General features: G+C 46.5%; 18 protein-coding genes. 10 read left to right on the forward strand and 8 right to left on the reverse strand.

Features of this window, described 5'->3' with window-relative positions:
- From ABW391_RS10345 to ABW391_RS10355, 3 genes are all read right to left on the reverse strand, one after another.
- The coding region (locus tag ABW391_RS10345) for an RtcB family protein (RefSeq protein ID WP_353481784.1) at positions 1-1,394 on the reverse strand (1,394 nt) is incomplete at its 3' end.
- Positions 1,395-1,469: 75 nt separating this feature from the next.
- Complete coding sequence (locus ABW391_RS10350; protein WP_353481785.1) at positions 1,470-3,140, reverse strand: ABC transporter ATP-binding protein; 1,671 nt, start codon at positions 3,138-3,140, stop codon at positions 1,470-1,472.
- Positions 3,141-3,161: 21 nt separating this feature from the next.
- On the reverse strand, positions 3,162-4,337 hold the full coding sequence (locus ABW391_RS10355) for a ribonuclease D (protein ID WP_353481786.1): 1,176 nt from the start codon (positions 4,335-4,337) through the stop codon (positions 3,162-3,164).
- Between the two features lie 117 nt (positions 4,338-4,454).
- Here ABW391_RS10355 and ABW391_RS10360 point away from each other — a divergent pair, with 117 nt between their 5' ends.
- The 3 genes from ABW391_RS10360 to ABW391_RS10370 all read left to right on the forward strand — a co-directional run bounded on the left by ABW391_RS10360 (position 4,455) and on the right by ABW391_RS10370 (position 7,137).
- Complete coding sequence (locus tag ABW391_RS10360; RefSeq protein WP_353481787.1) at positions 4,455-5,015, forward strand: RNA polymerase sigma factor; 561 nt, start codon at positions 4,455-4,457, stop codon at positions 5,013-5,015.
- A gap of 1 nt (position 5,016) precedes the next feature.
- Positions 5,017-5,505 (forward strand): anti-sigma factor family protein, encoded by a 489-nt coding sequence (locus tag ABW391_RS10365; protein ID WP_353481788.1) that lies wholly within the window; start codon positions 5,017-5,019, stop codon positions 5,503-5,505.
- Between the two features lie 147 nt (positions 5,506-5,652).
- On the forward strand, positions 5,653-7,137 hold the full coding sequence (locus ABW391_RS10370; RefSeq protein WP_353481789.1) for an arylsulfatase: 1,485 nt from the start codon (positions 5,653-5,655) through the stop codon (positions 7,135-7,137).
- A gap of 112 nt (positions 7,138-7,249) precedes the next feature.
- Here ABW391_RS10370 and serC read toward each other — a convergent pair whose 3' ends face one another.
- From serC to ABW391_RS10385, 3 genes are all read right to left on the reverse strand, one after another.
- On the reverse strand, positions 7,250-8,320 hold the full coding sequence (gene serC, locus ABW391_RS10375) for a 3-phosphoserine/phosphohydroxythreonine transaminase (protein WP_353481790.1): 1,071 nt from the start codon (positions 8,318-8,320) through the stop codon (positions 7,250-7,252).
- Positions 8,321-8,382: 62 nt separating this feature from the next.
- Positions 8,383-9,777 (reverse strand): aminopeptidase P family protein, encoded by a 1,395-nt coding sequence (locus tag ABW391_RS10380; protein ID WP_353481791.1) that lies wholly within the window; start codon positions 9,775-9,777, stop codon positions 8,383-8,385.
- A 132-nt stretch (positions 9,778-9,909) separates the two neighbouring features.
- Positions 9,910-10,266 (reverse strand): hypothetical protein, encoded by a 357-nt coding sequence (locus ABW391_RS10385; RefSeq protein WP_353481792.1) that lies wholly within the window; start codon positions 10,264-10,266, stop codon positions 9,910-9,912.
- 292 nt (positions 10,267-10,558) lie between these two features.
- Between ABW391_RS10385 and tesB the strand changes: the two genes are divergently transcribed.
- The 3 genes from tesB to ABW391_RS10400 all read left to right on the forward strand — a co-directional run bounded on the left by tesB (position 10,559) and on the right by ABW391_RS10400 (position 15,662).
- A complete protein-coding gene (tesB, locus tag ABW391_RS10390; protein ID WP_353481793.1) occupies positions 10,559-11,416 on the forward strand; it encodes an acyl-CoA thioesterase II in 858 nt (285 codons plus the stop codon).
- Positions 11,417-11,506: 90 nt separating this feature from the next.
- Entirely contained in the window at positions 11,507-12,679 is a 1,173-nt protein-coding gene (locus tag ABW391_RS10395; RefSeq protein WP_353481794.1) for a glycoside hydrolase family 130 protein, read from the forward strand.
- A 274-nt stretch (positions 12,680-12,953) separates the two neighbouring features.
- The gene (locus ABW391_RS10400; RefSeq protein WP_353481795.1) at positions 12,954-15,662 is read left to right on the forward strand and encodes a TonB-dependent receptor; all 2,709 of its coding nucleotides are present in this window, start codon (positions 12,954-12,956) and stop codon (positions 15,660-15,662) included.
- Positions 15,663-15,964: 302 nt separating this feature from the next.
- On the opposite strand, the gene ABW391_RS10405 is transcribed toward ABW391_RS10400, so the two are convergent.
- On the reverse strand, positions 15,965-17,212 hold the full coding sequence (locus ABW391_RS10405) for a DNA/RNA non-specific endonuclease (RefSeq protein WP_353481796.1): 1,248 nt from the start codon (positions 17,210-17,212) through the stop codon (positions 15,965-15,967).
- Positions 17,213-17,385: 173 nt separating this feature from the next.
- Here ABW391_RS10405 and ytxJ point away from each other — a divergent pair, with 173 nt between their 5' ends.
- Together ytxJ and ABW391_RS10415 are read left to right on the forward strand one after the other, a co-directional pair.
- Complete coding sequence (ytxJ, locus tag ABW391_RS10410) at positions 17,386-17,766, forward strand: bacillithiol system redox-active protein YtxJ (RefSeq protein ID WP_353481797.1); 381 nt, start codon at positions 17,386-17,388, stop codon at positions 17,764-17,766.
- 178 nt (positions 17,767-17,944) lie between these two features.
- Complete coding sequence (locus tag ABW391_RS10415; protein WP_353481798.1) at positions 17,945-18,865, forward strand: hypothetical protein; 921 nt, start codon at positions 17,945-17,947, stop codon at positions 18,863-18,865.
- 20 nt (positions 18,866-18,885) lie between these two features.
- On the opposite strand, the gene ABW391_RS10420 is transcribed toward ABW391_RS10415, so the two are convergent.
- Positions 18,886-20,157, reverse strand: a complete 1,272-nt coding sequence (locus ABW391_RS10420; RefSeq protein WP_353481799.1) for a DUF5690 family protein — start codon at positions 20,155-20,157, stop codon at positions 18,886-18,888.
- 205 nt (positions 20,158-20,362) lie between these two features.
- Here ABW391_RS10420 and ABW391_RS10425 point away from each other — a divergent pair, with 205 nt between their 5' ends.
- Entirely contained in the window at positions 20,363-20,719 is a 357-nt protein-coding gene (locus ABW391_RS10425) for a YciI family protein (RefSeq protein ID WP_353481800.1), read from the forward strand.
- Between the two features lie 30 nt (positions 20,720-20,749).
- Positions 20,750-21,985 (forward strand): RNA polymerase sigma factor, encoded by a 1,236-nt coding sequence (locus tag ABW391_RS10430; protein WP_353481843.1) that lies wholly within the window; start codon positions 20,750-20,752, stop codon positions 21,983-21,985.
- The last annotated feature ends 65 nt before the right edge of the window (positions 21,986-22,050 follow it).

A 22,050-nucleotide genomic window follows, 5' to 3' on the forward strand; every position in this document is an offset into this window, starting at 1 on the left:
TCCATCCGCACGATCTTCGGATGAAACGTTCCGATCGTTTCTACCAGTTCGGTTTGGGCGGCCATCACCTGATGGATGTTTTTGTAGGCGAATGGTGCTTCATCCAGGCCTCCACCAATCAACTCCACCCCGTGGGTGCGCAAATGCTTGTCGAGCTCGGGCTTGGTTACGGCGCCCATGGCTTGACGCCGCGACATTTGCCGTCCTGCACCATGCGAAGCCGAGTTGAGCGAATCAGCGAATCCCAATCCCCGCACGATGAATGCCGGAGCCGTCATCGATCCCGGAATCACCCCCAAAACGCCTTTGCCTGCTGGAGTTGCGCCCTTGCGGTGCACAATGTACTCCTTGCCATCGGCCAGGGTTTCCTTCCAGGCAAAGTTGTGGTGGTTTTCAACGATGGCCACTGCTTTTTCCCCAATGGATTTGGCCATGCGGTGATGGATTTGGTGGTGACAAGCCGAGGCGTAATCTCCGGCCAGGTTCATCGCAATCCAGTATTCCTGTCCTGCTTCGGTATCCAAACCCAACCAGGCCAGGTGCTGCGCCTGTTTGGGCAGGTTGCAGGTTTCCATGGCCAGTTTGGTGTAATGTTGTGCCAGGGTTGCCCCCAATCCACGCGAGCCGGAATGCGACATCAAGCCGAGGTATTTGCCAAGGGGCAAATTGAACTCATTGGCCTCATCCATGATTTCCACCTCGCCAAATTCGACAAAGTGGTTGCCAGAACCAGATGAACCGATTTGACTCCAGGCTTTGCCTTTCAAAAAGCGGAGTTTTGGCACTTCCTTGAATTCCTTACGTTCCAAAATCGGATCGTCCATGGGCTTGTCAAAAGTGGCGAAACCAAAACGCGTATTTTCCAGCAACAGCTTTTTGTACATGCTGCGTTTGGCCTCCAGATCTCGTGGATCCAGTGGATAGATGGTCAGGCACATGCGGCAACCGATGTCCATGCCTACCCCGTATGGAATCACCGCATTTTCGGTAGCCAATACACCGCCAATAGGCAAGCCGTAGCCTTGGTGCGCATCGGGCATCAAGGCACCTGCATGGGTCACGGGCAAACGCATGGCGATTTCCATTTGCTCGATGGCACCCGCCTCAATTTTTCCTGCGCCGAATACCGGATAAGGTTTGGATTTAGGCGCCAGGTCAATAACAATTGGGGCTTGTACAGTGGGGCCTACCAATGCCTCTACGATGCGGCCCAACACTGGGTCTTCGGCGTAATCGCTTGGGTTGGCCAAAAGCGCTTCCAAGAGTTGATCTACTTGTTCCTGGGTATGTCGTTTGTAGTTTTTGGGGATCAGGTTGATGCACAGACCCATCGCCGGCCCTTCTGGGTAGCCCATTTTGATCAACTCTTTGCCCCTGATTTGAATCTTTGCCATAAAACAGTAAATAAAATTGGTTTGGGAGGATAAGGCAATTTGGTAAGCATAAGTTCCAGCGCAAATGGAATTTGTCTAACGCGTGGCTTCCAGCAAAGCCTGGGTGTAGGGGTGTTCTGGCGCAGTAAAGACCTGATCGGCAAGTCCTTTTTCAACAATGACGCCATCTTTCATCACCATCACTTCGTCGCACATGAAGCGGATGACGGCCAAATCGTGGGAAACAAACAAATAAGTCAGGTTCTTTTTGACCTGTAAATCTTTGAGCAAATTGAGCACCACCGCCTGTACCGATACATCGAGGGAAGAAACCGCTTCATCGCAGACCAAAAAGCGGGGTTGCACTGCCAATGCCCGGGCAATGCACAAACGTTGGCGCTGGCCGCCGGAAAATTCGTGCGGGTAGCGGTGAAAATGATCAGGTTGCAAGCCCACTTGTTCCAGCAATTCAATCGCCATTTCGAGTTGTTCCTGCGCAGTCGCCCCGATGCCGTGCACTTTCATCGGCTCGGTGATGGCCAAACCCACTGGAATGCGCGGATTGAGGGCAGAATAAGGATCTTGAAAAACCATTTGCATGTGTCGACGCACTTGCCTAAGCTCTTCATCGGCAATAGTGGTGATGTCTTGTCCATCAAAAAGGATTTTGCCAGCGGTAGGCTCGATCAGGCGCAAGACGCTGCGGCCAAGCGTGGTTTTGCCACTGCCGGATTCCCCTACCAGCCCCATGGTTTGGCCGGTTTTGATGCAAAAAGATGCCTCTTGCACCGCTTTGACCCAAGTGCGGGGCGTACCCAGCCAGGATTTGCGTTGCGGAAACCAGGTGGATAAGTTCTCAACTTCAAGCAAAATTTCTTCCGTCTCCGCAGTTGAAAACTCACTTGTCGCTGATTCAACTGGATGGATGGACTGCGTTTCAATATAATCCTCGATGGTTGGCAGACGGAGAATCCGACGATCCAGCGGAGGTCGGCAATTGAGCAAGGCCTGGGTGTAAGCCGATTGGGGATTTTGAAAAACTTGATCAGTGTTGCCAATTTCGACCAGTTTGCCCCCCTGCATCACCAATACCACATCAGCAAAATGGGCAACCAGCGTCAGGTCGTGAGAAATGAAGAGGATGGACGTATTGAATTCTGCCTGCAATTCCTGCATCAACAGAATGATCTCTTTTTGCACGGTAGCATCGAGGGCAGTGGTGGGTTCGTCGGCCAACAGCAGGGTTGGGTTGCAGCACATGGCCATAGCGATCATCACCCTTTGTTTTTGCCCCCCGGAGATTTCGTGTGGATAAGCCCGATAAATCCGCTCTGCGTCCTGGATTTTGACTTTTTGCAGCCATTCAATGGCGCGATCGCGGGCTTGGGATTTGTTGAGCCCCAGGTGCAATTGCAAGACCTCGTCGATCTGATGACCGCAGCGTTGGAGGGGGTTCAAGGAAGTCATCGGTTCCTGAAAAATCATGCCGATGGACTTGCCGCGGATGGCCTGTAAATCCAAAGGTGAAAGTTTCAAAAGATTGGAAAGCGACCCAGTTTTAGGTTGAAAAGCCATCCGCGTTGCCGACACTTGAGCATTGTGGGGCAACAAACCTAGCAAAGACAAGGCGGTCAGCGACTTGCCCGAACCGGATTCTCCAACAATGGCCAGGTTTTTGCCGGCAGGCAGCACAAAAGACAATTTGTCCACTACGGTTTGATCACCAAAGCGGATGGAGAGGTCTTGTACTTCCAGCAAATGCTCCATCTCAATTATCGGATACTAGTCTCAATTATCGGATATTAATCTCAATTCAATCACATCGGGTTTGATTTCGATGCTCAAATTATCGGGCTGGCTCAACCAACGGGTAAAGGTGTCGCCAAAAAGTTCTTTGCGCCAACCTTGTTCAAAAACTTCTTCCGCAAAACTTGGGTCGTTTTTGATTTTTTTAAACCAGTTGCGGGGCAAAGCCAGGGCGTGAGAAATGCCTTTTTGCATGCATTGGTGCCGAATGATGAGGTACAACAGCTCGGTCAGAACTTCCTCATTGGGGTTTTCTTCCTCTTCGGTGGGTACCTGGCGCAACAAGATTTTTTCGTCCTCGCTGATTTCGCGGCTGTAGAGGTCATTCATGGTTGGCCACAATTCTCCGGCGAATTTGTCAGGAATGCGGCGGTTTTCGCGCAGGCCAGCTTTGCCAGAGCGCATACTGCGTACAATCTGGCTCATGAATTTGCTGGGCAAAACCATCTCCTTGGAGTAGTTTTTTTCCTCGGCTATTCTGCGCCGCCATTCAAACAAACGCAGCAAAAACAAACGTTCACGTTTGTTGAGGGATTTCATCAAATCGCTGTTCAGGGCTTCGTGGTGTGGATCTTTGGCGTAATACACGTCTCTTTCCAGGGTTTTGAATTCCTCTTTGGCCCAGTGCAAACGGTTGTTTCTCAAGAGGTCAGCTTCTTGGATTTTCCACAAATCGTGTAAAGGTTCGATGTCCTGAATGGCGTATTTGAGTTGATTTTGGTTGAAAGGCCGGGCTTCCCAGTCGGCAACGGTGAAGCTTTTATTCAGATTGATTTTCAGCTCCGTTTCCACCAGTTTTTTGAAGGCCAGTGGATAGCGATAGCCCAAAAAGCCTGCAGCAATCTGGGTATCAAATGTATTTTTGGGTACCGTACCATAGCTGGCGTACAACAAACGGTAATCGTTTTCACCTGCATGGGTAACTTTGACAATATTGGGGTTTTCGATCATTTCCAGGAAAGGATCCAGATTTTTCAGGGGAAAAGGATCGATTAAAAAAAAGCCGTGTACAGTGGCGACCTGGATGAGGCACAATCTGGTTGTAAATCGCTTTTCTCCAACAAATTCAGAATCAAAGCACATCCATTCAATGTCACGGTTGATCTGGTGAAATTGTTCCAATCCTTCTTTGGTAGTAATAAATTCAAAAGCTTGCATGCGTTCTATTTAGGGAGACGGTTGGCGCAAATATATTGATTCAAACCGGAATATTTTTTCAAAAAGTTGTAACCTCACCAAAGCAATGCATCGTCTATCTTTTTGCAAACGCTATACATGGAAGAAGACTTACTTTTGGTTCATCGGGTTCTGAGAGGGGAACAGTTCGCTTTCCGCACCATTGTGGAGAAATACCAAAACTATGTCTTCACCATTGCCATGCGCGTGCTCAATGCCCGCGAAGAAGCAGAAGAAGTAGCCCAGGATGTGTTTTTGAAAGTGCATAAAATGTTGGGGAGCTATCGGCAAGAATCAAAATTCAGTTCCTGGCTTTATGCCATTGCTTACCGAACGGCCATTGACAATGCACGCAAGAAAAAATTACCTTTGCAAAGCATTGAAGCAGATGGCGCCGCGTTTCAGACACCCGATTTATTGAGTAAAACGCCTGTTGAACTGACCCAGGACAATGACTTGCGTCAACACGTTCAGGCGGTAATCAATCGTTTGAAACCCAGCGACGCCAGTATCATTACATTGTATTATTTGAATGAACAATCGGTACAGGAAATTGCCGACATTACAGGTTTGAGTGTGACCAATGTAAAAACCAAATTGCATCGATTGAGAGAGCAACTGCGCCAGGAACTGACGGCCAGTGCTTTGGATCAACACTAGTATGAAAAAAGAAACGTCAATTTTGATCTGGAAATACCTGGATGGGGAATGTACCCCTGAGGAGAAGGAAATGGTTCAGCAATTGTTGGCCACTGACGCTGGTTTTGGGGAGGAAATGAACCTGGCAAAAGAATTGCAGCAAGCATTAACAACCCTGGAGCCAGAAGAGCCTTCGATGCGCTTTGCCGCCAATGTTGCTGAAAGACTGCCTGCATTGTACCGTCCGGTTCAGGTCAGCGCCGATTTGTTGCCCAAAGGGGTCGTGCAGGCTTTTGGTGCATTGGTGGGCGGATTTGGATTGGTCTGTTTGAGTTTGTTTTTTGCCAGCAAGCAATTCATGCAGGGGCAGTTTAATTTTTTCGGTAGATATACTTTGGACTTGGGTGTTTTTTCCAACCCGCTTGTATTTTCTGTGTTTGTTTTTTCTATGGGGGTGTTGGGTTATTTTTTCCTGGATTTTACTTTGAAAAGATTATTTTTGAGGAAATAGGTTGGGCAGCTTCGCTGCGTTTTTTTCACCACCTAAGACACACCTTAGATACACCTAAGTCAATGCGTTTTTTTCTGAGATGAATCTAACGGTTTGTCTTAGGTGGTGGAAAAAGAATGCCTAAAAGTGTTCAGAAGCCTCCAAATCATGCAGCAGAAAATTTACAGCATCCTGTTTTTCCTTCCCTTGCTTTTGGGGATTCATTCCGAAAAACCCCTTCAGCCCGCCCGCAAAAAAGTCAACATCATTTACATCTACGCCGACGATTTGGGTTATGGCGAATTGGGTGCTTATGGTCAGGAAAAGATCAAAACACCGCATCTTGATCAGTTGGCCAGCGAGGGTATACGTTTTACGCAGCATTACTCAAGTGCGCCAGTTTGTGCCCCCTCCCGCTGCATGTTGCTAACGGGCAAACATCCTGGACATGCTTACATTCGTGGAAATTACGAGTTGGGAGAATACAGCGATGACATGGAAGGTGGCCAAATGCCGCTACCGGAGGGAACCACCACGATTGGCCACATGCTGCAAAAAAACGGTTACCACACCGGAATCATCGGCAAATGGGGGCTGGGCATGAACACCACCACGGGCAGTCCCAATTTGCAAGGATTTGATTATGCCTACGGCTACCTTTGTCAGAAACAGGCCCACAACTATTACCCTACCCACCTCTGGGAAAACGGAAAATGGGATACCTTGCAAAACCCTCCCATCACGGTGCACCAGCGTTTGAAACCAGAAACGCCTTTTGACTATTTTATCGGCAAAGAATATGCGGTGGATAACATGACCGCCAAGGCGCTTCAGTTTATGCGCCAGCAAAAAGACCAGCCTTTCTTTTTGTACCTGGCCTTTCCCCTGCCCCATTTGTCGCTGCAAGTTCCTGCAAAAGCGCTGGCGCCATATCTGGGCAAATTTCGGGAAGAGCCCTATATCGGCGATCGGAATTATGCTCCTCAACAATACCCACTTTCCGCCTATGCGGGCATGATCAGCTACCTGGATCAGCAAGTTGGTTTGGTCATGGAGACGCTCAAAACACTGGGTTTGGAGGAGAATACCCTGGTTTTGTTTTCGAGCGACAATGGCACTACCCTCAAAGTTGGTGGAGTGGATGCTGCTTTTTTCAACAGTACCCAGGGTTTGCGCGGACTCAAAATGGAAGTGTACGAAGGTGGAATTCGGGTGCCGTTCCTTGCGCGTTGGAAAGGAAAAATTGCAGCGGGACAAGTGAGTGATCACGTGTCGGTACAGTATGATCTGATGGCCACACTGGCGGATTTGCTCCACACTCAAGCCCCGGTCAATGATGGAATTTCCTATTTACCCACCTTGCTGGGTCTAAAACAGTTGCAAAAACAGCATCCTTTTTTATACTGGGAATACCCGGAGAATGGCGGACAAATTGCAGTGCGCATGGGTGATTGGAAAGGGGTGAAAATGAAAATGAAGGGAAATCCTCAAGCGCCTTGGGAGTTGTACAACCTGGCCAGCGATCGCGCAGAGCAACACAATGTTGCAGCAGAACAAGGGAATTGGGTGAAAAAAATGGATGATTTGGTGAAGGAAGTGCATGTGCCGAGTCACATTAAGGAGTGGGAGTTTGTTAGTCCGAAGTTTAAATGATTTGCAGCTTCGCTGCTTTTTTCCACCACCTAAGGCACCGAAGACACCTAAGAATCACCTAAGAAACTAAGGTGGGTCTTAGGTCTCTTAGGTGGTAAAAAAAACAATATAATTAGTGCCGTTTCGCAAAATCGCGCATCAAATCCACCAACAATTGCACACTTTCCAGGGGCATGGCATTGTACATGGATGCCCGGAAGCCGCCCACGGTGGGGAAACCTTTGATGCCCACCACGTCATTTTGAGCTGCAAATTCCAGGAAAGCTACCTCCAATTCTGGCTTTGTGATTTGAAAGCAAGCATTCATCAGGGAGCGATCAGTGGTTTTTACGTTGCCCACAAACAGGGGATTGCGATCAATCTCGGTGTACAGCAACTTGGCTTTGGCTGCATTGCGGCGTTCCATTTCATGCAAACCACCTTGCGCCTGAGTCCAGCGCAAGGCCAGCAGGGCTACGTAGATGGAGAAAGTAGGTGCAGTGTGGTACAGCGACTGCTCGTTGATGTGCGTTTGGTAGTCAAAAATGGTAGGAATCTGGCGGGGTGTTCTTTGAGACAAAAAATCTTTTCGAATGACCACGCAAGTTGTGCCAGTGATGCCAAAATTCTTTTGAGCACTCGCAAAAATCAATCCGAATTTTTCCTGAGGAATAGGCCGGGTCAAAAAATCGGAGGTCATGTCGGCTACCAATGGTACACTCAATTCGGGGTATTGGTGCCACTGCGTACCATCGATGGTTTCGTTGGAAACGAGGTGAAAGTATTGCGCATTGGAAGGTACGTTCCATTCCTTGGGAATATGGTCAAATTTGGTCGCCTCTGAGGAAGCCAGGACTTCAACTTGCCCCAATTCACGGGCAGCTTTGATGGCCTTGGTAGCCCAATAGCCAGTATTTACGATGGCTACAGCATGCTGTTTGTCCAGTAAATTCATGGGGGCAATGGCCAATTGTGCCGAAGCTCCGCCTTGCATCCAGATGACTTCAAAATCATCGCCAAAACCGTACAAGGACTTTACCAGCGCACTGGCTTCTTCAACCAGTGCCATAATTTCCGGTGCGCGGTGACTCATTTCGGCAATGGACATGCCAGTGCGTTGGTATTCAAGCAAACCCTGGGCAGCTTCGGCCAACACTTCGGTTGGAATGGTAGCTGGCCCTGGGTTGAAATTGTGCTTTCTCATCCAGTGATCATTTCGGATCTATGTAGTGGGGGCAAAAATAAATGTTCATTTGTTTATCGCCTCTATTTGCCTTCCTGGCGCACTTTTTCAATTTCTGCAATTGTTTTGGGGATACTTGGGCCTAGCACTCGCGGTTCGTTTTCTGTAACCAAAACATCGTCTTCAATCCGTACCCCAGAGAAATGCCGGTAGGCTTCCAGGGCAGGATAATTGATGAACTGGGTAAACCGGCCTTCTTTTTGCCAGATGTCGATCAATTCTGGGATGAAATAAATACCGGGTTCTACCGTCATGACAAATCCTGGTTCGAGTTCTCGCCCCATGCGCAAGGATTTGAGACCGAATTGGGTACTGCGTTCCAGACCATCATAATAGCCAGTATGTTCCTCTCCCAGGTCTTCCATATCGTGTACGTCCAAACCCAACATATGCCCCAATCCGTGGGGAAAAAAGAGTGCATGCGCACCAGCCTGAACGATCTCGTCGGTATCTCCTTGCAGTAAGCCCAGCGATTTCAGGCCATTGGTGATGACTTTGGCTACATTCAGGTGGATGTCCAGGTTGCGTACACCTGGTCTAGAAAGCGCGATACCCGCCAATTGGGCATCGAGCACGATTTCGTAAATTTCTTTTTGCTGTTGGGTAAAAGTGGCATCTACAGGCCAGGTTCGGGTAATGTCGGCGGCATAATGCATGGCCGATTCTGCGCCCATATCGGCTAAAACCAATTGTCCCGATTTCAATTGATGGTGGTAGTGGTGGTTGTGCAGCACCTCTCCATGCACGGTCATGATGATAGGGTAAGCCAGATCACCTCCAGCAGCAACAGCTATCCCTTGTGCAATCCCCGCCAATTGGGCTTCTTTGATCCCAGGGCGCGTTTGGCGCATAGCAGCCAGGTACATGGCTTTGGTGGTAACGAGGGCTTTTTCAATCTCTGCAATTTCTTCGCTGGTCTTGACGGCACGTTGTGCCACAATGGCCTGGATCAGCGGAATGGAGACTTCTTTGGAAAGCTCCATGAGTGGCAAATGCAACCAATAGGCCAAATTGATTTTATTGACGGCGCGGTATGGTGGTAAGAAATGAATGGCACGGTTGTGTTTTCTGGCAACATTTAATACCTCCGGCAAAAGGTCATACGCTTGCACTTTGGTGACGCCAACCTGTTTGGCCTGCTCTAGGAGTGAAGGCTGAGGACCCATCCATATAATATCCTCAATGGTGAGTTCGTCTCCAAAAAGGGTACACTCTCCTGTTTCGGCATCCAGAAGTGCGGCCAAATGCGGCTGATCCAGACCCAGGTAGTACAAGAAAGTACTGTCTTGTCGAAAAGGAAAGGTATTGTCCAGGTAGTTTTTGGGGCTGAGTTCATTGCCCAACAAAAGAATCAAACCTCTCTTTACCTGGTGCATCAGTTGCTCCCTGCGGTGGAGATAGGTATTGGCAGAAAACATAGGAATCGTTTACGATGATTAGCAAAAGTCGCTTGATAACGCAGAAAAATTACTTCCTGATTTTTTGCGTCATACTTGGTCTCGTAAAACTAACAAGGATTGGACAAAAAGCTAAAAAATGTATAAAAATTATCATTCATCCAATAAAACTACCAATTGAGCATTGGCGCGACGGATTTTCAGGACATGGCCATTGCTTGGATCGAGTCGAAAAACTCGGTTGTTCCAGGTGGCAAAAAGGCTGCCCCCTTGAAACTTCATGTCGATTTGTTGGGATTCTTCTGCTTTTAAGCCATGGCGGCGCAAGGTAGATGACCATTTCCGATCTCCATTCTCTGGGTCAATCGCAAATACCTTTCCATCCCATCCGATGTAAATCATTCCCCCATTCTCGATGGCAGAGATTTCGGATTCAGGATCTTGAGGTAATCCATAACGTTTGATGGCATTGCGCCAAATTCCTGCTCTTGAATATTCTTTGAATGCCATAACGATCCCTTTATTGGTTTGAAATCTTAGGAATTCCACCATTGTTGAGGTTTAGATTTAGTTTGCCATTTTTCACATGACAATTTTGTGACAATCATACGACCGTTTTCTTTCAAAAACAACCGTTCAGTAATTTAAAACGATTTTTTAGTGCATTTTGGTTCCACATTTGTCATATTTTCTTTACAATAAAGTGTTATGAATAATTTATACCATATATAGGGTACTAAGTCAGCAATTCCATTTTTTTAGTGTATTTTTGCACCAACCCAAACCACAATAAACCGCACTCATGAAGCACATCAACGAATTGTTATCGTTATTGGAACTGGAACAACTGGAAGACAATCTCTTTCGGGGAGTAAGCAAGAGTGTGGGCAGCACCAGCGTTTTTGGCGGACAAGTACTGGCTCAATCGCTGTACGCCGCGATGAAAACGGTACCTGTAGATCGCCAGGTTCATTCGCTGCATTCTTACTTTATTTTGCCAGGCGATTTAGAAATTCCCATCGTGTTTCAAGTGGAAAGTATCCGCGATGGAGGCAGTTTTACAACCCGAAGGGTAAAAGCGATTCAAAAAGGAGAGGCTATTTTCTTTATGTCTGCCTCTTTTCAGTTGGCACAAGAAGGCTTTGAACACCAGATTCCCATGCCCAATGTTTCTCCTCCCGATTGGCTGGTCAGTTGGGAAGATTTGGCACTAAAATTTGGAGACATGCTGCCCGACAACATCCGCAAGTTTTTAAACCTGGAACGTCCCATAGAATTCCGTCCGGTAGAGCTAGTCAATCCCGCTTTGCCAACCAAAAGTCAACCATTTCGGCACATTTGGATGAAAGCCAAAGGAGAAATGCCAATAGATCCCCAAATGCACCAATGTGTTTTGGCCTACAGTTCGGATTACAACCTATTGACTACAGCGCTATTGCCTCATGGAAACGAAGCATCTTTTGGCAACGTTAAAATTGCCAGTCTGGATCATGCCATGTGGTTTCACCGCTCCTTTCGGATGGATGAGTGGTTGTTGTACGCCATTGATAGCCCCAGCGCTTCCAATGCCCGAGGTTTTACGCGGGGAAATATTTTCACCCAGGATGGACACCTGGTTGCCTCGGTAGTACAGGAAGGTTTGATTCGACCAAAAAAATAAACGCTTTAGAACAAGTAGTTTTGGAACTCTGGTGTCCATTGGTAATTTTACACCTCTTTACACCCCAAAACCATCAACCATTCAATAAATATGCAAACGATCTACGAAACCAGACTTTTTCAGCTTGCATCGGAGTACGAGCACCTGATGCGCCGATCCAACAATTACAAAGGCCTAGGCAATGGCATTCTGGATCGTTATGATCATCCCGTTTTAACCATTGGGCATTTGCCACTCACCTGGCAGTACGACCTCAATCCTGAAGCCAATCCCTATTTGATGCTTCGACGTGGGGTACTCTCGATTGCCAATGCGGGTGCAATTGCCATTGGCGACAAAATTGCCTTGATGACCCGTTTGCAGAGTTATGATGGTCAATTCTTTTTTGCTTTGGCAGAAAGTGCTACTGGAGTGGATCGGTTTCGGTTTCGGAACGCCCCCACGACCTTACCGATTATGACTACCGTGCGTACCAATATCTTCAACCTGCGGCTCACCCCACATGAAGATGGCTGGATTTATGCGCTGTACAATTTACGGCAAAAGGAACAACATGGTTCGGCAGCCACTTACCACCATGCGGTAGCCCGCACCAAAGATTTGCAGTCTTGGGAAAGCCTGCCCGATCTGGCTTTTAGTGCTCCAGCCCAACGCTTGTGTTTGCTGCACCCAGCTTTGGTCAACGGCAAATACCTGGTGTATAGCCAACAGATAGACCAGTTGCAAACAGGAGGGTCCAGAATGCAGATTACCATCAACAGTTTTGATGATTGGCCCAATCCAGCCTGCAAAGAAGAAAGCAAAATCCAGGCTATCGCCTTTCCAGATATCGAAACCCCCGCCTACCTCCTGGGGCCTTGCCCCATTAAAACCGAGTTGGGATGGATTCACCTTTGTGCCGGATTGCGCAGAACTTCCTACGGTTGGAGGCATATTTTGCAAGTCTTTCTTACCGATTTGAACGACCCTTCCAAAGTGTTGTCACAGCCGGGTGGGCATTTCTTGGAATTAAATGAAAAAGACAAATCAAGTCCAGCCCTGCGGATGCTCCATTCAAATGGTTGGGCGGTATTCCAAAACAAGGTTTTTTTGTACTATACCAACCTCGACAACCGGGTGCAAGTGGTCAGTACGCCGATGGAGCGACTTTTGGACTACATCACCAATACCCCCCAAAACCTGACCGATGCTTCAACGGGTTTGAAGATGAGAATGGAAATGATCGAACAAAATCAGATTTTTATGAATAAATTCCATTTGTAATAAGTAATATTTTGGTGCTTTCTCAAAATTGGACAATTGGGTGAAATTTCATTTTTATTACTAAAGTTATTGCAAAATCAAAGTTCCATGCTATTTTAGCCGGAGTAAACTATAAATTGCAAAACGCATTTCAGGATTGTTTTTGAGTTATTAAGCGACTTTTTGAGACCATTTGTCTTCCTTTCCAATGCTGCACATTCCTGGTTCTACATTGATAGTTGTGGGAGTGGTATGACCATGCTTTTAGAGTTTTTTTTCAATAAATTTTCAAATTATGCAAAAACGAGTACAAATTTTTTCAGTAGTATGTATGCTACTGATGGCCAGCAGTTCTCTACTGGCCCAAGCCACCTTAAAGGGTAAGGTTAGTGACGATAAAGGCGAAGAGTTGGTCGCTGCCTCAATTGGTGTAGTGGGTTCTACTTTGGGAACCATCACCAAGATTGATGGTACTTACGAATTGCCCCTTCCTGCTGGTACGTATATCATCAACGTTTCCTATACGGGATTTGAAGCGGTAAGCCAAACGGTTACCATTGGCAACCAAGATGTTGTACTGGATTTCGTTGTAAAGTCAACCGTTACCAACCTCAACGAAGTGGTGATCAGTGTTGGTAGCCGCAATACCCAACGTACGTCAACGGATACGCCGCTGCCGATCGACATCATTAGTGCCAGGGATTTGGTTGCAACCGGTCAGGCCAGTTTCGACAAGGCGCTGATGTATCGGGTACCCTCCTTCAACACCGTGAATACTCCGGTGAATGACGCCACATCTTTGCTCGATCCTTATGAAATCAGAAACATGGGGCCAAGCCGTACCCTGATTTTGATCAACGGAAAGCGCAAAAACACCAGTGCACTCACTTACATCCAGACTTCTCCTGGTCGTGGTGAAACCGGGGCGGACATTTCGGCCATTCCGACCGATGCCATCAAGCGCATCGAGATTTTGAGAGATGGGGCTTCTGCTCAATATGGTTCTGACGCGATTGCCGGGGTAATGAACATTATCCTGAAAGACAAGTACGATGCGGGCAGCATTACGCTCAATACTGGCGTAACCCACAAAGGGGACGGCGAATTGTTTGGTTTGAGCATCAACAATGGAGCCAACATTGGGGCCAAAGGCTTTATCAACTACACCGTCAACTTGCAGTATCAGGGTCTGGCCAACCGCCCCGGTAAGGTAGACGCCCAGGGGGAGGCCAACGATTTTGGGGCGGAATTGTCCACTGTTCAATCCTTTTTGAGCAAATACCCAGATGCGGGCAACGTCAATGGTCAACCTGAGAATTCGGCAGCCAAATTTTTGGTAAATGGGGGCATGCCAACCGGCGCCAACAGTGAGTTTTACTACAACGCGGCCTATGTGTACAAAAAGGTAAACAGTTTTGCCAACTACCGTACGCCTTATTGGAGAACGACCGACGAAGGTTTGCTTACCCCTGCCGGACAACCGTATGTGGGTTATGTGCCTACCTTTGAAGGCGACCTCAATGATTACAACGCAACCATTGGGTTCCGCAGCACCAGCACAACCAATTGGAAAACGGATGTAAGTTTCACCACTGGGGGCAACCACCAGTTGTATACCGTTGCCAATAGCCGCAACCGGGGATTGGGCAAAAATAGCCCTATTTTATTCAAACCAGGTGGTTACTCATTTAGCCACAATGTGGGCAACATCGATGTTTCCAAAGCCCTTAGCGACAATATTAGCTTTGCGTTTGGAACCGAGTTCCGGGCAGAGACCTTTGAAATCATTGCTGGGGATACTGCTTCCTATGTAAAAGGAGGAGCTGATTCTTTCCCGGGTATTGGAGAAAACAACGCAGGAACTTCTACCCGTTACAACTTTGGTGGGTATGTAGATTTTGGTTTCGACATCACCAAGGATTTCCTGATTAATGCAACTGCCCGCCAAGAGCGGTACAGCGATTTTGGAGATGCCTTTGTGTGGAAATTGAGTTCCCGCTACAAAGTAGTTGAAAACAAATTGATCCTCAGAGGTTCGGTTTCTACGGGTTTCCGTGCGCCTTCCTTGCACCAAATCAACCTGCAAATTGCCCAGGCGAGTTTCGTACCTGGTCAAGGCATTCAAACCAAGGGCATCGTCAACAACCGGAGTGCTCAGGCCAAATTGTTGGGTGTACCCAGCTTGAAGCCAGAAAAATCAACCAACGTTACCTTGGGGATTGGATTCAATCCAAGCAAAGATTTCAGCTTGACCGTGGACTATTTCAACATTCAACTGAAAGACCGGATTGTATTGAGCTCTGAAATTGGTGCGGTGGGAACACCAGAAGCGGCTGCCCTGGACAAAGTTTTGACCGACAATGGTATCGTAGCGGTGAGCTTCTTTGTCAATGGCATGAATACCGCCACTCAAGGTTTGGATGTGGTGGCCAGCTACCGCAATATCGTACTTGGAGGGGGCAAACTGAACATCAACCTGGCGGGTAACGTCATGCTGCAAAACGAACGTGTGGGGGACATCATTAACCCGAAGTTGATTGCATCTGCCAAGAGAACCATAGTAGATGCTACTCAGGAAGCATTGTTGTTGTCTTCTCGCCCAGAATTCAAATTCATTTTGGGGGGAGACTGGACGCTAAAAAAGGTATCTTTCAACTTGAACAATACCCTCTTTGGCCCAACTACGTTCCGTCAGGCAGGTTTGAACGAGAATTTGAAAACGGTTTTCGAAACCAAATTGGTGACTGATCTTGGGGTAAACATCCGCTTGGGCAGCAATACAGATTTGGGTTTGAATTTCCAAAACCTGTTCAATGTATTGCCAAAATGGAACCTGGTTGCCCTGAATGCTGCTGGTGAAGCAGTGTTGAAGGATGCGGCAGCTGTTAAAAACAACATCAATGCGATTACCTTCAATGGTCGGTATTCCAATGTAACTTATGACGGCTCACACTTTAGCCAATTGGGGCTAACGTTTGCCGCTAGCTTGCGGATTCGTATCTAAAGAGTAAGGAATAAGTCTGAAAGGAATTCCGCAGGTTGGCAGGTAATGGCTGATTTGCGGAATTTTTTTTGTAGTTTGGAGAAAAAAAGAAAGGCTGCTTGTGGCAGCCTTCTGAACTACTAATCTAGCCCGGTAATCAGTCTTTGCAATACAAATTTAAGCGCCTTTCACAGCGAGAACATGTACTCGTTCAAGTGTTTTTTGGAAAAAAAATGTTAAATTTATTTACAAATATCTGTTTATTAAATCATTACATCTATTTTTATTGGATTTTAACATTTAGGTGCATCTAAATAAAAAAATTATTTCACAAGATACTCACTGAGTTGATTCTCTTTTTCAATGTACATCACCGGGATATTGCCCAGCGTATTCACCTTCCCTTTGACCACCATGTATTTGTCTTTCCAGTTGGCAATGGGGTCGTACGAGAAATTGACCAATTTATCCTTGTTGATAAACACCGTAAGGAGCTCATTGGGATATTGCTGATCGAGGTTGATCAAGATGTTGCCCTTTCGGCTCGCTCTGACGCTTACAACTTTGCCACAAACCTTGATTTCTTCATTGCGGCCCATGTACAATCGGGCTTGAACGGTATTGAAATGGCCCGATGGCAAGGTGATGGCACTGAGGGGTTCTACGTCCCCAGTGGCTACTGTTGTTAAAAAAGCGTTTTTATCCACCTGTTTTTCCAGGCTGGATTCCAATTCATCCTCCAAGCCCGGAAAGAAATCAATGCCGGTGAGTTTTTCAATCTCATCGATCGAAGTGGCAAAACTCGTCAAAGGATATCCACCAGGAATTTGGGGTACCAAAAAAGCAACCGCTTTGCGGTTTTTTAGATCCAGGGCAATTTTCCAAAACTTCTCAGGGATGGCCACCTTGTTTTTTGCTTTGGCGATCAAAGGCAAACCCGGTCTAAGCACTGGCCCGGTAAACACATACAATTGGGTAGTGGTATTGCGGAAGAGGTATGCCCGGAGTGTACTTTCCAAATCAGACCAAATGCCCCGGTTAAAACTGGCCAATTGGGGCGACATGTTGGAGTAGAAGTAAGACTCTGAAAGCGCTTTTTCTGACCAGCGGAAATCTGCTGAAGGAGCCAAATGCCCCCGATCGTACCCAAATCCGTCGTAAACGATGGAGCTATCGGGTTGCATGATTTTCAGGAAATAATCCTGCTCAATGGATGACCCCGTTTTGATGAGTGGATCGGGCCTGAAATCATTGGTACGTCCGACCACCCCATTGACCACATCCGGTGTGATGATGTGCCCTACCCATCGGGCTTGTTCGTAGGCTTCGGCATAAACCAGGGTCATCATTTCATGGTGTACCAGCTCCTCTCCTACTTGCAAGGCGGGCAACATAGGCAACAGGTCTGCGTGAACCTTTTGCATTTTTACGTTTTCGATCGCCCCTTCAATTTGTTTTTGTTCTTTCTTGAGGGTTGTTAATTTGCCTTCCAGCTCTTTTAGTTGGTTTTCTAAATTTTGAGAATAAAGAAAACTTTGACTGAGTAAAAGAATAAGCAGTAAAATACGCATAGCCTTGTTGTTTATGGTGGTTTTTTGGTTTTTGAGTTTAAACTTTTTGAATGCTTTCGCGGTTCTTTGTGATTAACAATGCACCTGGAAAACTGCCAGATTTCAAAACGCATTTATTTTGCGTTCTAGCGCATCCTCCTACTGCAAGTCTTACAAAATTTTTAAAATCGGAAATGGGATATTTAGACAATTTCAACCAAGCTCAAAAAGCTGGCATATTTGAACACTGGCTGGAGCTCAACGATGAGCAGCAACTCCAGGAGATTTTGGAAGTTTCCAAAACCAAACCAGTAGTGATTTTCAAACACAGCACCACCTGTGGCATCAGCGAAGGTGCCAAATACGCCTTAATGGACAACTGGGATTTCAGCGATCAGGATCTCGATTTGTATTACCTGGATTTGTTGAAATACCGCTCAATTTCGAATCGCGTGGCCGAGGATTTTGCAATCACCCACCAATCGCCACAAGTTTTGTTGATTAAAGATGGAAAGGTAGCGGCTTACACTTCACACCACCGGATTGGAGTGCAATGGCTGAAAGATAATTTGTAAAGTAATCTAACGAATTAGATATTTCAAGGGCAAGCATCACTAATAACAATATTTGCACTTAAATAATGTGATTTTAAAATAAAAAATATTTGATTTTATTCATTAAAACTTTTAAAACATTTAAACTTTAAGTTATATTTGTGAAGTAAAATAAAACAAAAGACTTAAACAAGCAGCTATGAAAAACTTTAACACCCTATTTTTTTTGATGTTGCTCTCATTAGCACCTTTTCAGCCTCTCTTAAGCCAAACTGGATTCATTGCTCAAAAAACCAGCAACAGGTCAATTACAGGTAGTTTTGTGCAAATTGCCAACACCACTCTTGGCAACACGCCACACTTATCCAAAGACAACCCGGCCTGCATTGGCAATGTGAATCCCGATCACTCCTTCACCATGACTACTCAATCTTCGCTGGGGGTGTCCAATGGTCAGGCGCATACATTTGGTTTCACCTACAAATGCGCAGATTACCATTCTGGCCAATCCATTCCGACGGAATCCATTGCTTTCGATGTGTATTGGGGAGCATCCCAATTTGGCCCCTGGTATTTGGTGGAATCTTTTCTGAATGACAACCTTCAATTGGGCCAAAAACACCTTTGTCCTGTTTTTCAACCCAAAGCTGGAGTATCGGTGTTCATCAAAATGGTGGCTACCGTCAATACACTAAACAACAGTATGGTGGATAGTTGGGTCGTGCTGGACGATTTGATGCTTGCGCCAAGCCAAGGAGAGGATGTTCCGATTGAGCCATTTGTGGTAAACGCCAAAGGGAAAAGCCATAAAATCCGCCTGGAATGGACGAGCAACGCCAGGCATTATGCTTATTTCAGCGTTGAACGTGCTACTGACCATACCGATTTTAAACCCATTGGTAAAGTATGCAGAGGAAAACAGAACGGTGGATTAAGCGCTTATACATTTGAGGATCAAAAGTTAAGTGTGGGCAAAAGATACTACTATCGGATGAAGTATTATGATTTTTACGAGCATTACCAATACAGCCGAGTCATTGAGGTTAAAGTAGCCAAAAGAAATCGGACAATGCCACAATTCAATCCGGTTGAAGCGCTTCAAGCCTATGGATTTCAATAAAAGTGGAGTTATTGATTGCTTTAAGCCAGCTTATTTTCAATCTGAAACTCAGCATAGTATTTCTTGCGGAAATAGCGGTAAGTGAACAATACCAGCACTCCGTAACCTCCGAGCATGGCGTAAACGGCATAGGCAAGGAAGGCCGTATAAGAAATATTGGCCTGGCCAAAGTTTTTGTACAGTTGCAAGCCAAAGCTTCCCATGTACCCCCAGGTATCGGCCAGGGTAACAATGAAACCAACCGTACCAGGGTATTTAAACGCTCCAATGATGCGGTCAAAATAAATGCCATTGACGGGTACATAGGCCATGTACATGCCTGCACCCACCAGGAGCATCCAGGTTTCTACGCCCAAAATGCCAAACTGGAACAACATTGTGCCCATCACAGCAATAAGCACCCCAGAAAAAGTGATGTAATTGATGATCGTAAAAGCCTTGAAGTTGTCTTTGACCCGGATAAGTAAACTAAGCATCAGCAAGATCCCCAGGGCAATGGGGGTTTCGGTTTGAGAGAATACGGCAGGATTGTCTACGCCTTGCTCGTGGAAAACTTCCCGGCCAAAATTGTCGCGAAAATCGCGCAATACAGTGAGCAACACAAAACCAATGATAAATAGGATAACCCCATGATAAAAGTGTTGCACAAACCGGCGGCGCTCTGCACGATCCATCGGTACCCGCTCTGTTTTCAGCGCCAGATCCTGTGCATCAGGTGCGGGCAAACTGACCAATAAATAAAAGAAAACCCCCAGAAAAGGCAGGAACACTGCCGCAGTAACCATGGGCATCATAAATTCAGAAACGCCCCAGTTTTGCACCACATACAGCGCAATGGTTTTGACAAATCCTGATGCAAAAATAAAAGAGGCGGTTAGCGCGGCGACCAGGATATCGGTTTGTTTGCGTCCTTCAAGATAGCCTAAGACCAGTCCAAAGATCATCCCCAAACAAAGACCATTCATGAAAAAGAAAATCATGTTAAACGGTGGGGGTACAAACGCAAAGCCTACCAAACTGAGCCCCGCCCCGCTGATCAATCCTGAAATCAGCCAACCCCTTTGACTTGATTTTACTTCGGAAACGATCTTGATGCCGATCATTTTGGAAAGTGCATACCCAAATACTTGCAAATTGAGCAGCCAGATCTTGTAACTCACCCCCCAATACTCCATGCCTTCAAAGGTGGCGGCGGTGATGCCTTTGCGAAAAGCATACATACAAGTGTAGGTTCCGAAAGCGGCCAGGGCTGCCCAAAAGGTGATCAGGATATCGCGGCGGGTATTTTGCATGGTTTGGTGCGTTAATTTTTGCAAAATGGGCATTTCAGCGCGAAAAAAGAGCAACAGTAATAAAACTTGACATAAACTTAACCTTGGGATTCAATGAGAAATTTTTTAAAAAAAATGTCCGATTGCATCAACACCATTCGTCTCTATCCAGTCGGTTTTATTGAAAAGACCAAACTCAATTTTTCATACCTTTAAATCAAAAAAAATGGAAAAGTACTTGCTGTTGTTTCGCAATTCTACGGTAAGTGAAGAAGCTTACCAGGCCATGTCGCCAGAAGAGATGCAAGCCAACCTTGATCTATGGAATCAGTGGATAGGCGGCATTGCAGCCCAAGGCAAATTGGTAGGCGGTGAAGCCTTGAAAAATTCAGGAAAAGTGATCAATGGATCCAAACACGTGGTAACCGATGGGCCCTTTGCAGAAAGCAAAGAACTGGTCAGTGGTTTTTTGATGGTACAAGTAGACAATCAGGAAGAGGCCATTGCGTTATCCACCGGTTGCCCAATTTTCGACATCGAGGGAAGTGTAGAAGTACGCCCCATCACGTCGACGAACCAATAAATCGTGATTGACCTACCTGCAAATACTACAGTGGAGCACCTTTTCAGGCACGAATCTGGAAAGATGCTCGCTGTTTTGGTAAAATTATTTGGCTTGAGTCAGGTGGAAATTGCAGAAGACATTGTACAAGAAACCTTACTCAATGCCCTGGAAACCTGGAAAATAAAAGGCTTGCCCGACGATCCTCGTGCATGGTTGTACCGTTCTGCCAAAAACCGCACCATTGATTACCTGCGAAGAGAACGCAACTTCAAAGAGCGGATCGCCCCGCAATACCAATCCAACGCGCAACCGTTGGAATCATCCTGGCTGGATGGCTATTTTCTGGATAGCGAAATTGAAGATGCTCAATTGCGCATGATGTTCGCTACCTGTCATCCGGACATTCCCCTCGAATCTCAGCTTGCCTTGATGTTGCGTACGTTGTGTGGCCTGAGTACCCAGGAAATTGCCGCTGCATTTTTGATCCCCACGGATTCCATCATCAAACGGCTTTACCGCGCCAAAGAAAAAATCCGGGAAGAGAAATTATCGCTGGAAGTACCGATGGGGCAAGAACTACTGTCTCGATTGGATGCTGTTTTGCAGGCCATTTATTTGCTTTTCAACGAGGGTTACAAATCTGCTTCCAGCGACAGTATCGTGCGGCATGAACTGTGTGCTGAAGCCATCCGTTTAGGGACTTTATTGGGCAAAAATCCCCTTAGTGATTTGCCCAAGACCCACGCATTGATGGCTTTGATGTGTTTTCATGCTTCACGTCTCGATAGCCGCATGAATGCGGAAGGAGAGATCATCTTATTGGAACACCAGGATCGGAGCACCTGGAATCAGCAATTGATTGCGCTAGGCAACACCCATTTCAAACAATCCAGCCAAGGCAACGACATTTCGGTGTATCATGTGGAAGCAGCCATTGCTTCTTACCATGTTGGCGCGCCCGATTTTACCCACACCAATTGGCAAGCCATTTTTTATTGTTACAATTTGCTTTACAACCTGAGTCCCTCCCCCGTCGTTGCCTTCAATCGAGCTATTGCCTTGGGGTATGCAGAAGGTGCAAATGCGGGAATTGAGGCCATATTAAAAGTTGAGGGCTTGGAAAAAAGCCATTTGTACCATACTGCGTTGGGAGACTTTTACCAAAAAACCGGAGATGCCATTTCAGCAAAAATGGCCTATTCACGGGCCCTAGAGTTGGCGGCTTTGCCTGCGGAGCAAAAAGTAATCAGGCAAAAGCTGAATAACGAGCAAAAGAACGGCTGATTGCGTAACTTTGTCCAATTGGAAGGAGATTTTCCCCTTCCCACACTTTTATCAATATTTCCATC

The sequence above is a fragment of the Haliscomenobacter sp. genome (assembly GCF_040403615.1).
Taxonomy (GTDB): domain Bacteria; phylum Bacteroidota; class Bacteroidia; order Chitinophagales; family Saprospiraceae; genus Haliscomenobacter.

Excerpts from the sequence above, each read along its gene's own strand:
- ytxJ (WP_353481797.1), top strand. The coding sequence starts at position 17,386 with ATGGGATATTTAGACAATTTCAACCAAGCTCAAAAAGCTGGCATATTT.
- ABW391_RS10415 (WP_353481798.1), top strand. The coding sequence starts at position 17,945 with ATGAAAAACTTTAACACCCTATTTTTTTTGATGTTGCTCTCATTAGCA.
- ABW391_RS10380 (WP_353481791.1), bottom strand. The coding sequence starts at position 9,777 with ATGTTTTCTGCCAATACCTATCTCCACCGCAGGGAGCAACTGATGCAC.
- ABW391_RS10385 (WP_353481792.1), bottom strand. The coding sequence starts at position 10,266 with ATGGCATTCAAAGAATATTCAAGAGCAGGAATTTGGCGCAATGCCATC.
- ABW391_RS10395 (WP_353481794.1), top strand. The coding sequence starts at position 11,507 with ATGCAAACGATCTACGAAACCAGACTTTTTCAGCTTGCATCGGAGTAC.
- ABW391_RS10350 (WP_353481785.1), bottom strand. The coding sequence starts at position 3,140 with ATGGAGCATTTGCTGGAAGTACAAGACCTCTCCATCCGCTTTGGTGAT.
- ABW391_RS10400 (WP_353481795.1), top strand. The coding sequence starts at position 12,954 with ATGCAAAAACGAGTACAAATTTTTTCAGTAGTATGTATGCTACTGATG.
- serC (WP_353481790.1), bottom strand. The coding sequence starts at position 8,320 with ATGAGAAAGCACAATTTCAACCCAGGGCCAGCTACCATTCCAACCGAA.
- tesB (WP_353481793.1), top strand. The coding sequence starts at position 10,559 with ATGAAGCACATCAACGAATTGTTATCGTTATTGGAACTGGAACAACTG.
- ABW391_RS10420 (WP_353481799.1), bottom strand. The coding sequence starts at position 20,157 with ATGCAAAATACCCGCCGCGATATCCTGATCACCTTTTGGGCAGCCCTG.
- ABW391_RS10425 (WP_353481800.1), top strand. The coding sequence starts at position 20,363 with ATGGAAAAGTACTTGCTGTTGTTTCGCAATTCTACGGTAAGTGAAGAA.
- ABW391_RS10360 (WP_353481787.1), top strand. The coding sequence starts at position 4,455 with ATGGAAGAAGACTTACTTTTGGTTCATCGGGTTCTGAGAGGGGAACAG.
- ABW391_RS10370 (WP_353481789.1), top strand. The coding sequence starts at position 5,653 with ATGCAGCAGAAAATTTACAGCATCCTGTTTTTCCTTCCCTTGCTTTTG.
- ABW391_RS10355 (WP_353481786.1), bottom strand. The coding sequence starts at position 4,337 with ATGCAAGCTTTTGAATTTATTACTACCAAAGAAGGATTGGAACAATTT.
- ABW391_RS10365 (WP_353481788.1), top strand. The coding sequence starts at position 5,017 with ATGAAAAAAGAAACGTCAATTTTGATCTGGAAATACCTGGATGGGGAA.
- ABW391_RS10405 (WP_353481796.1), bottom strand. The coding sequence starts at position 17,212 with ATGCGTATTTTACTGCTTATTCTTTTACTCAGTCAAAGTTTTCTTTAT.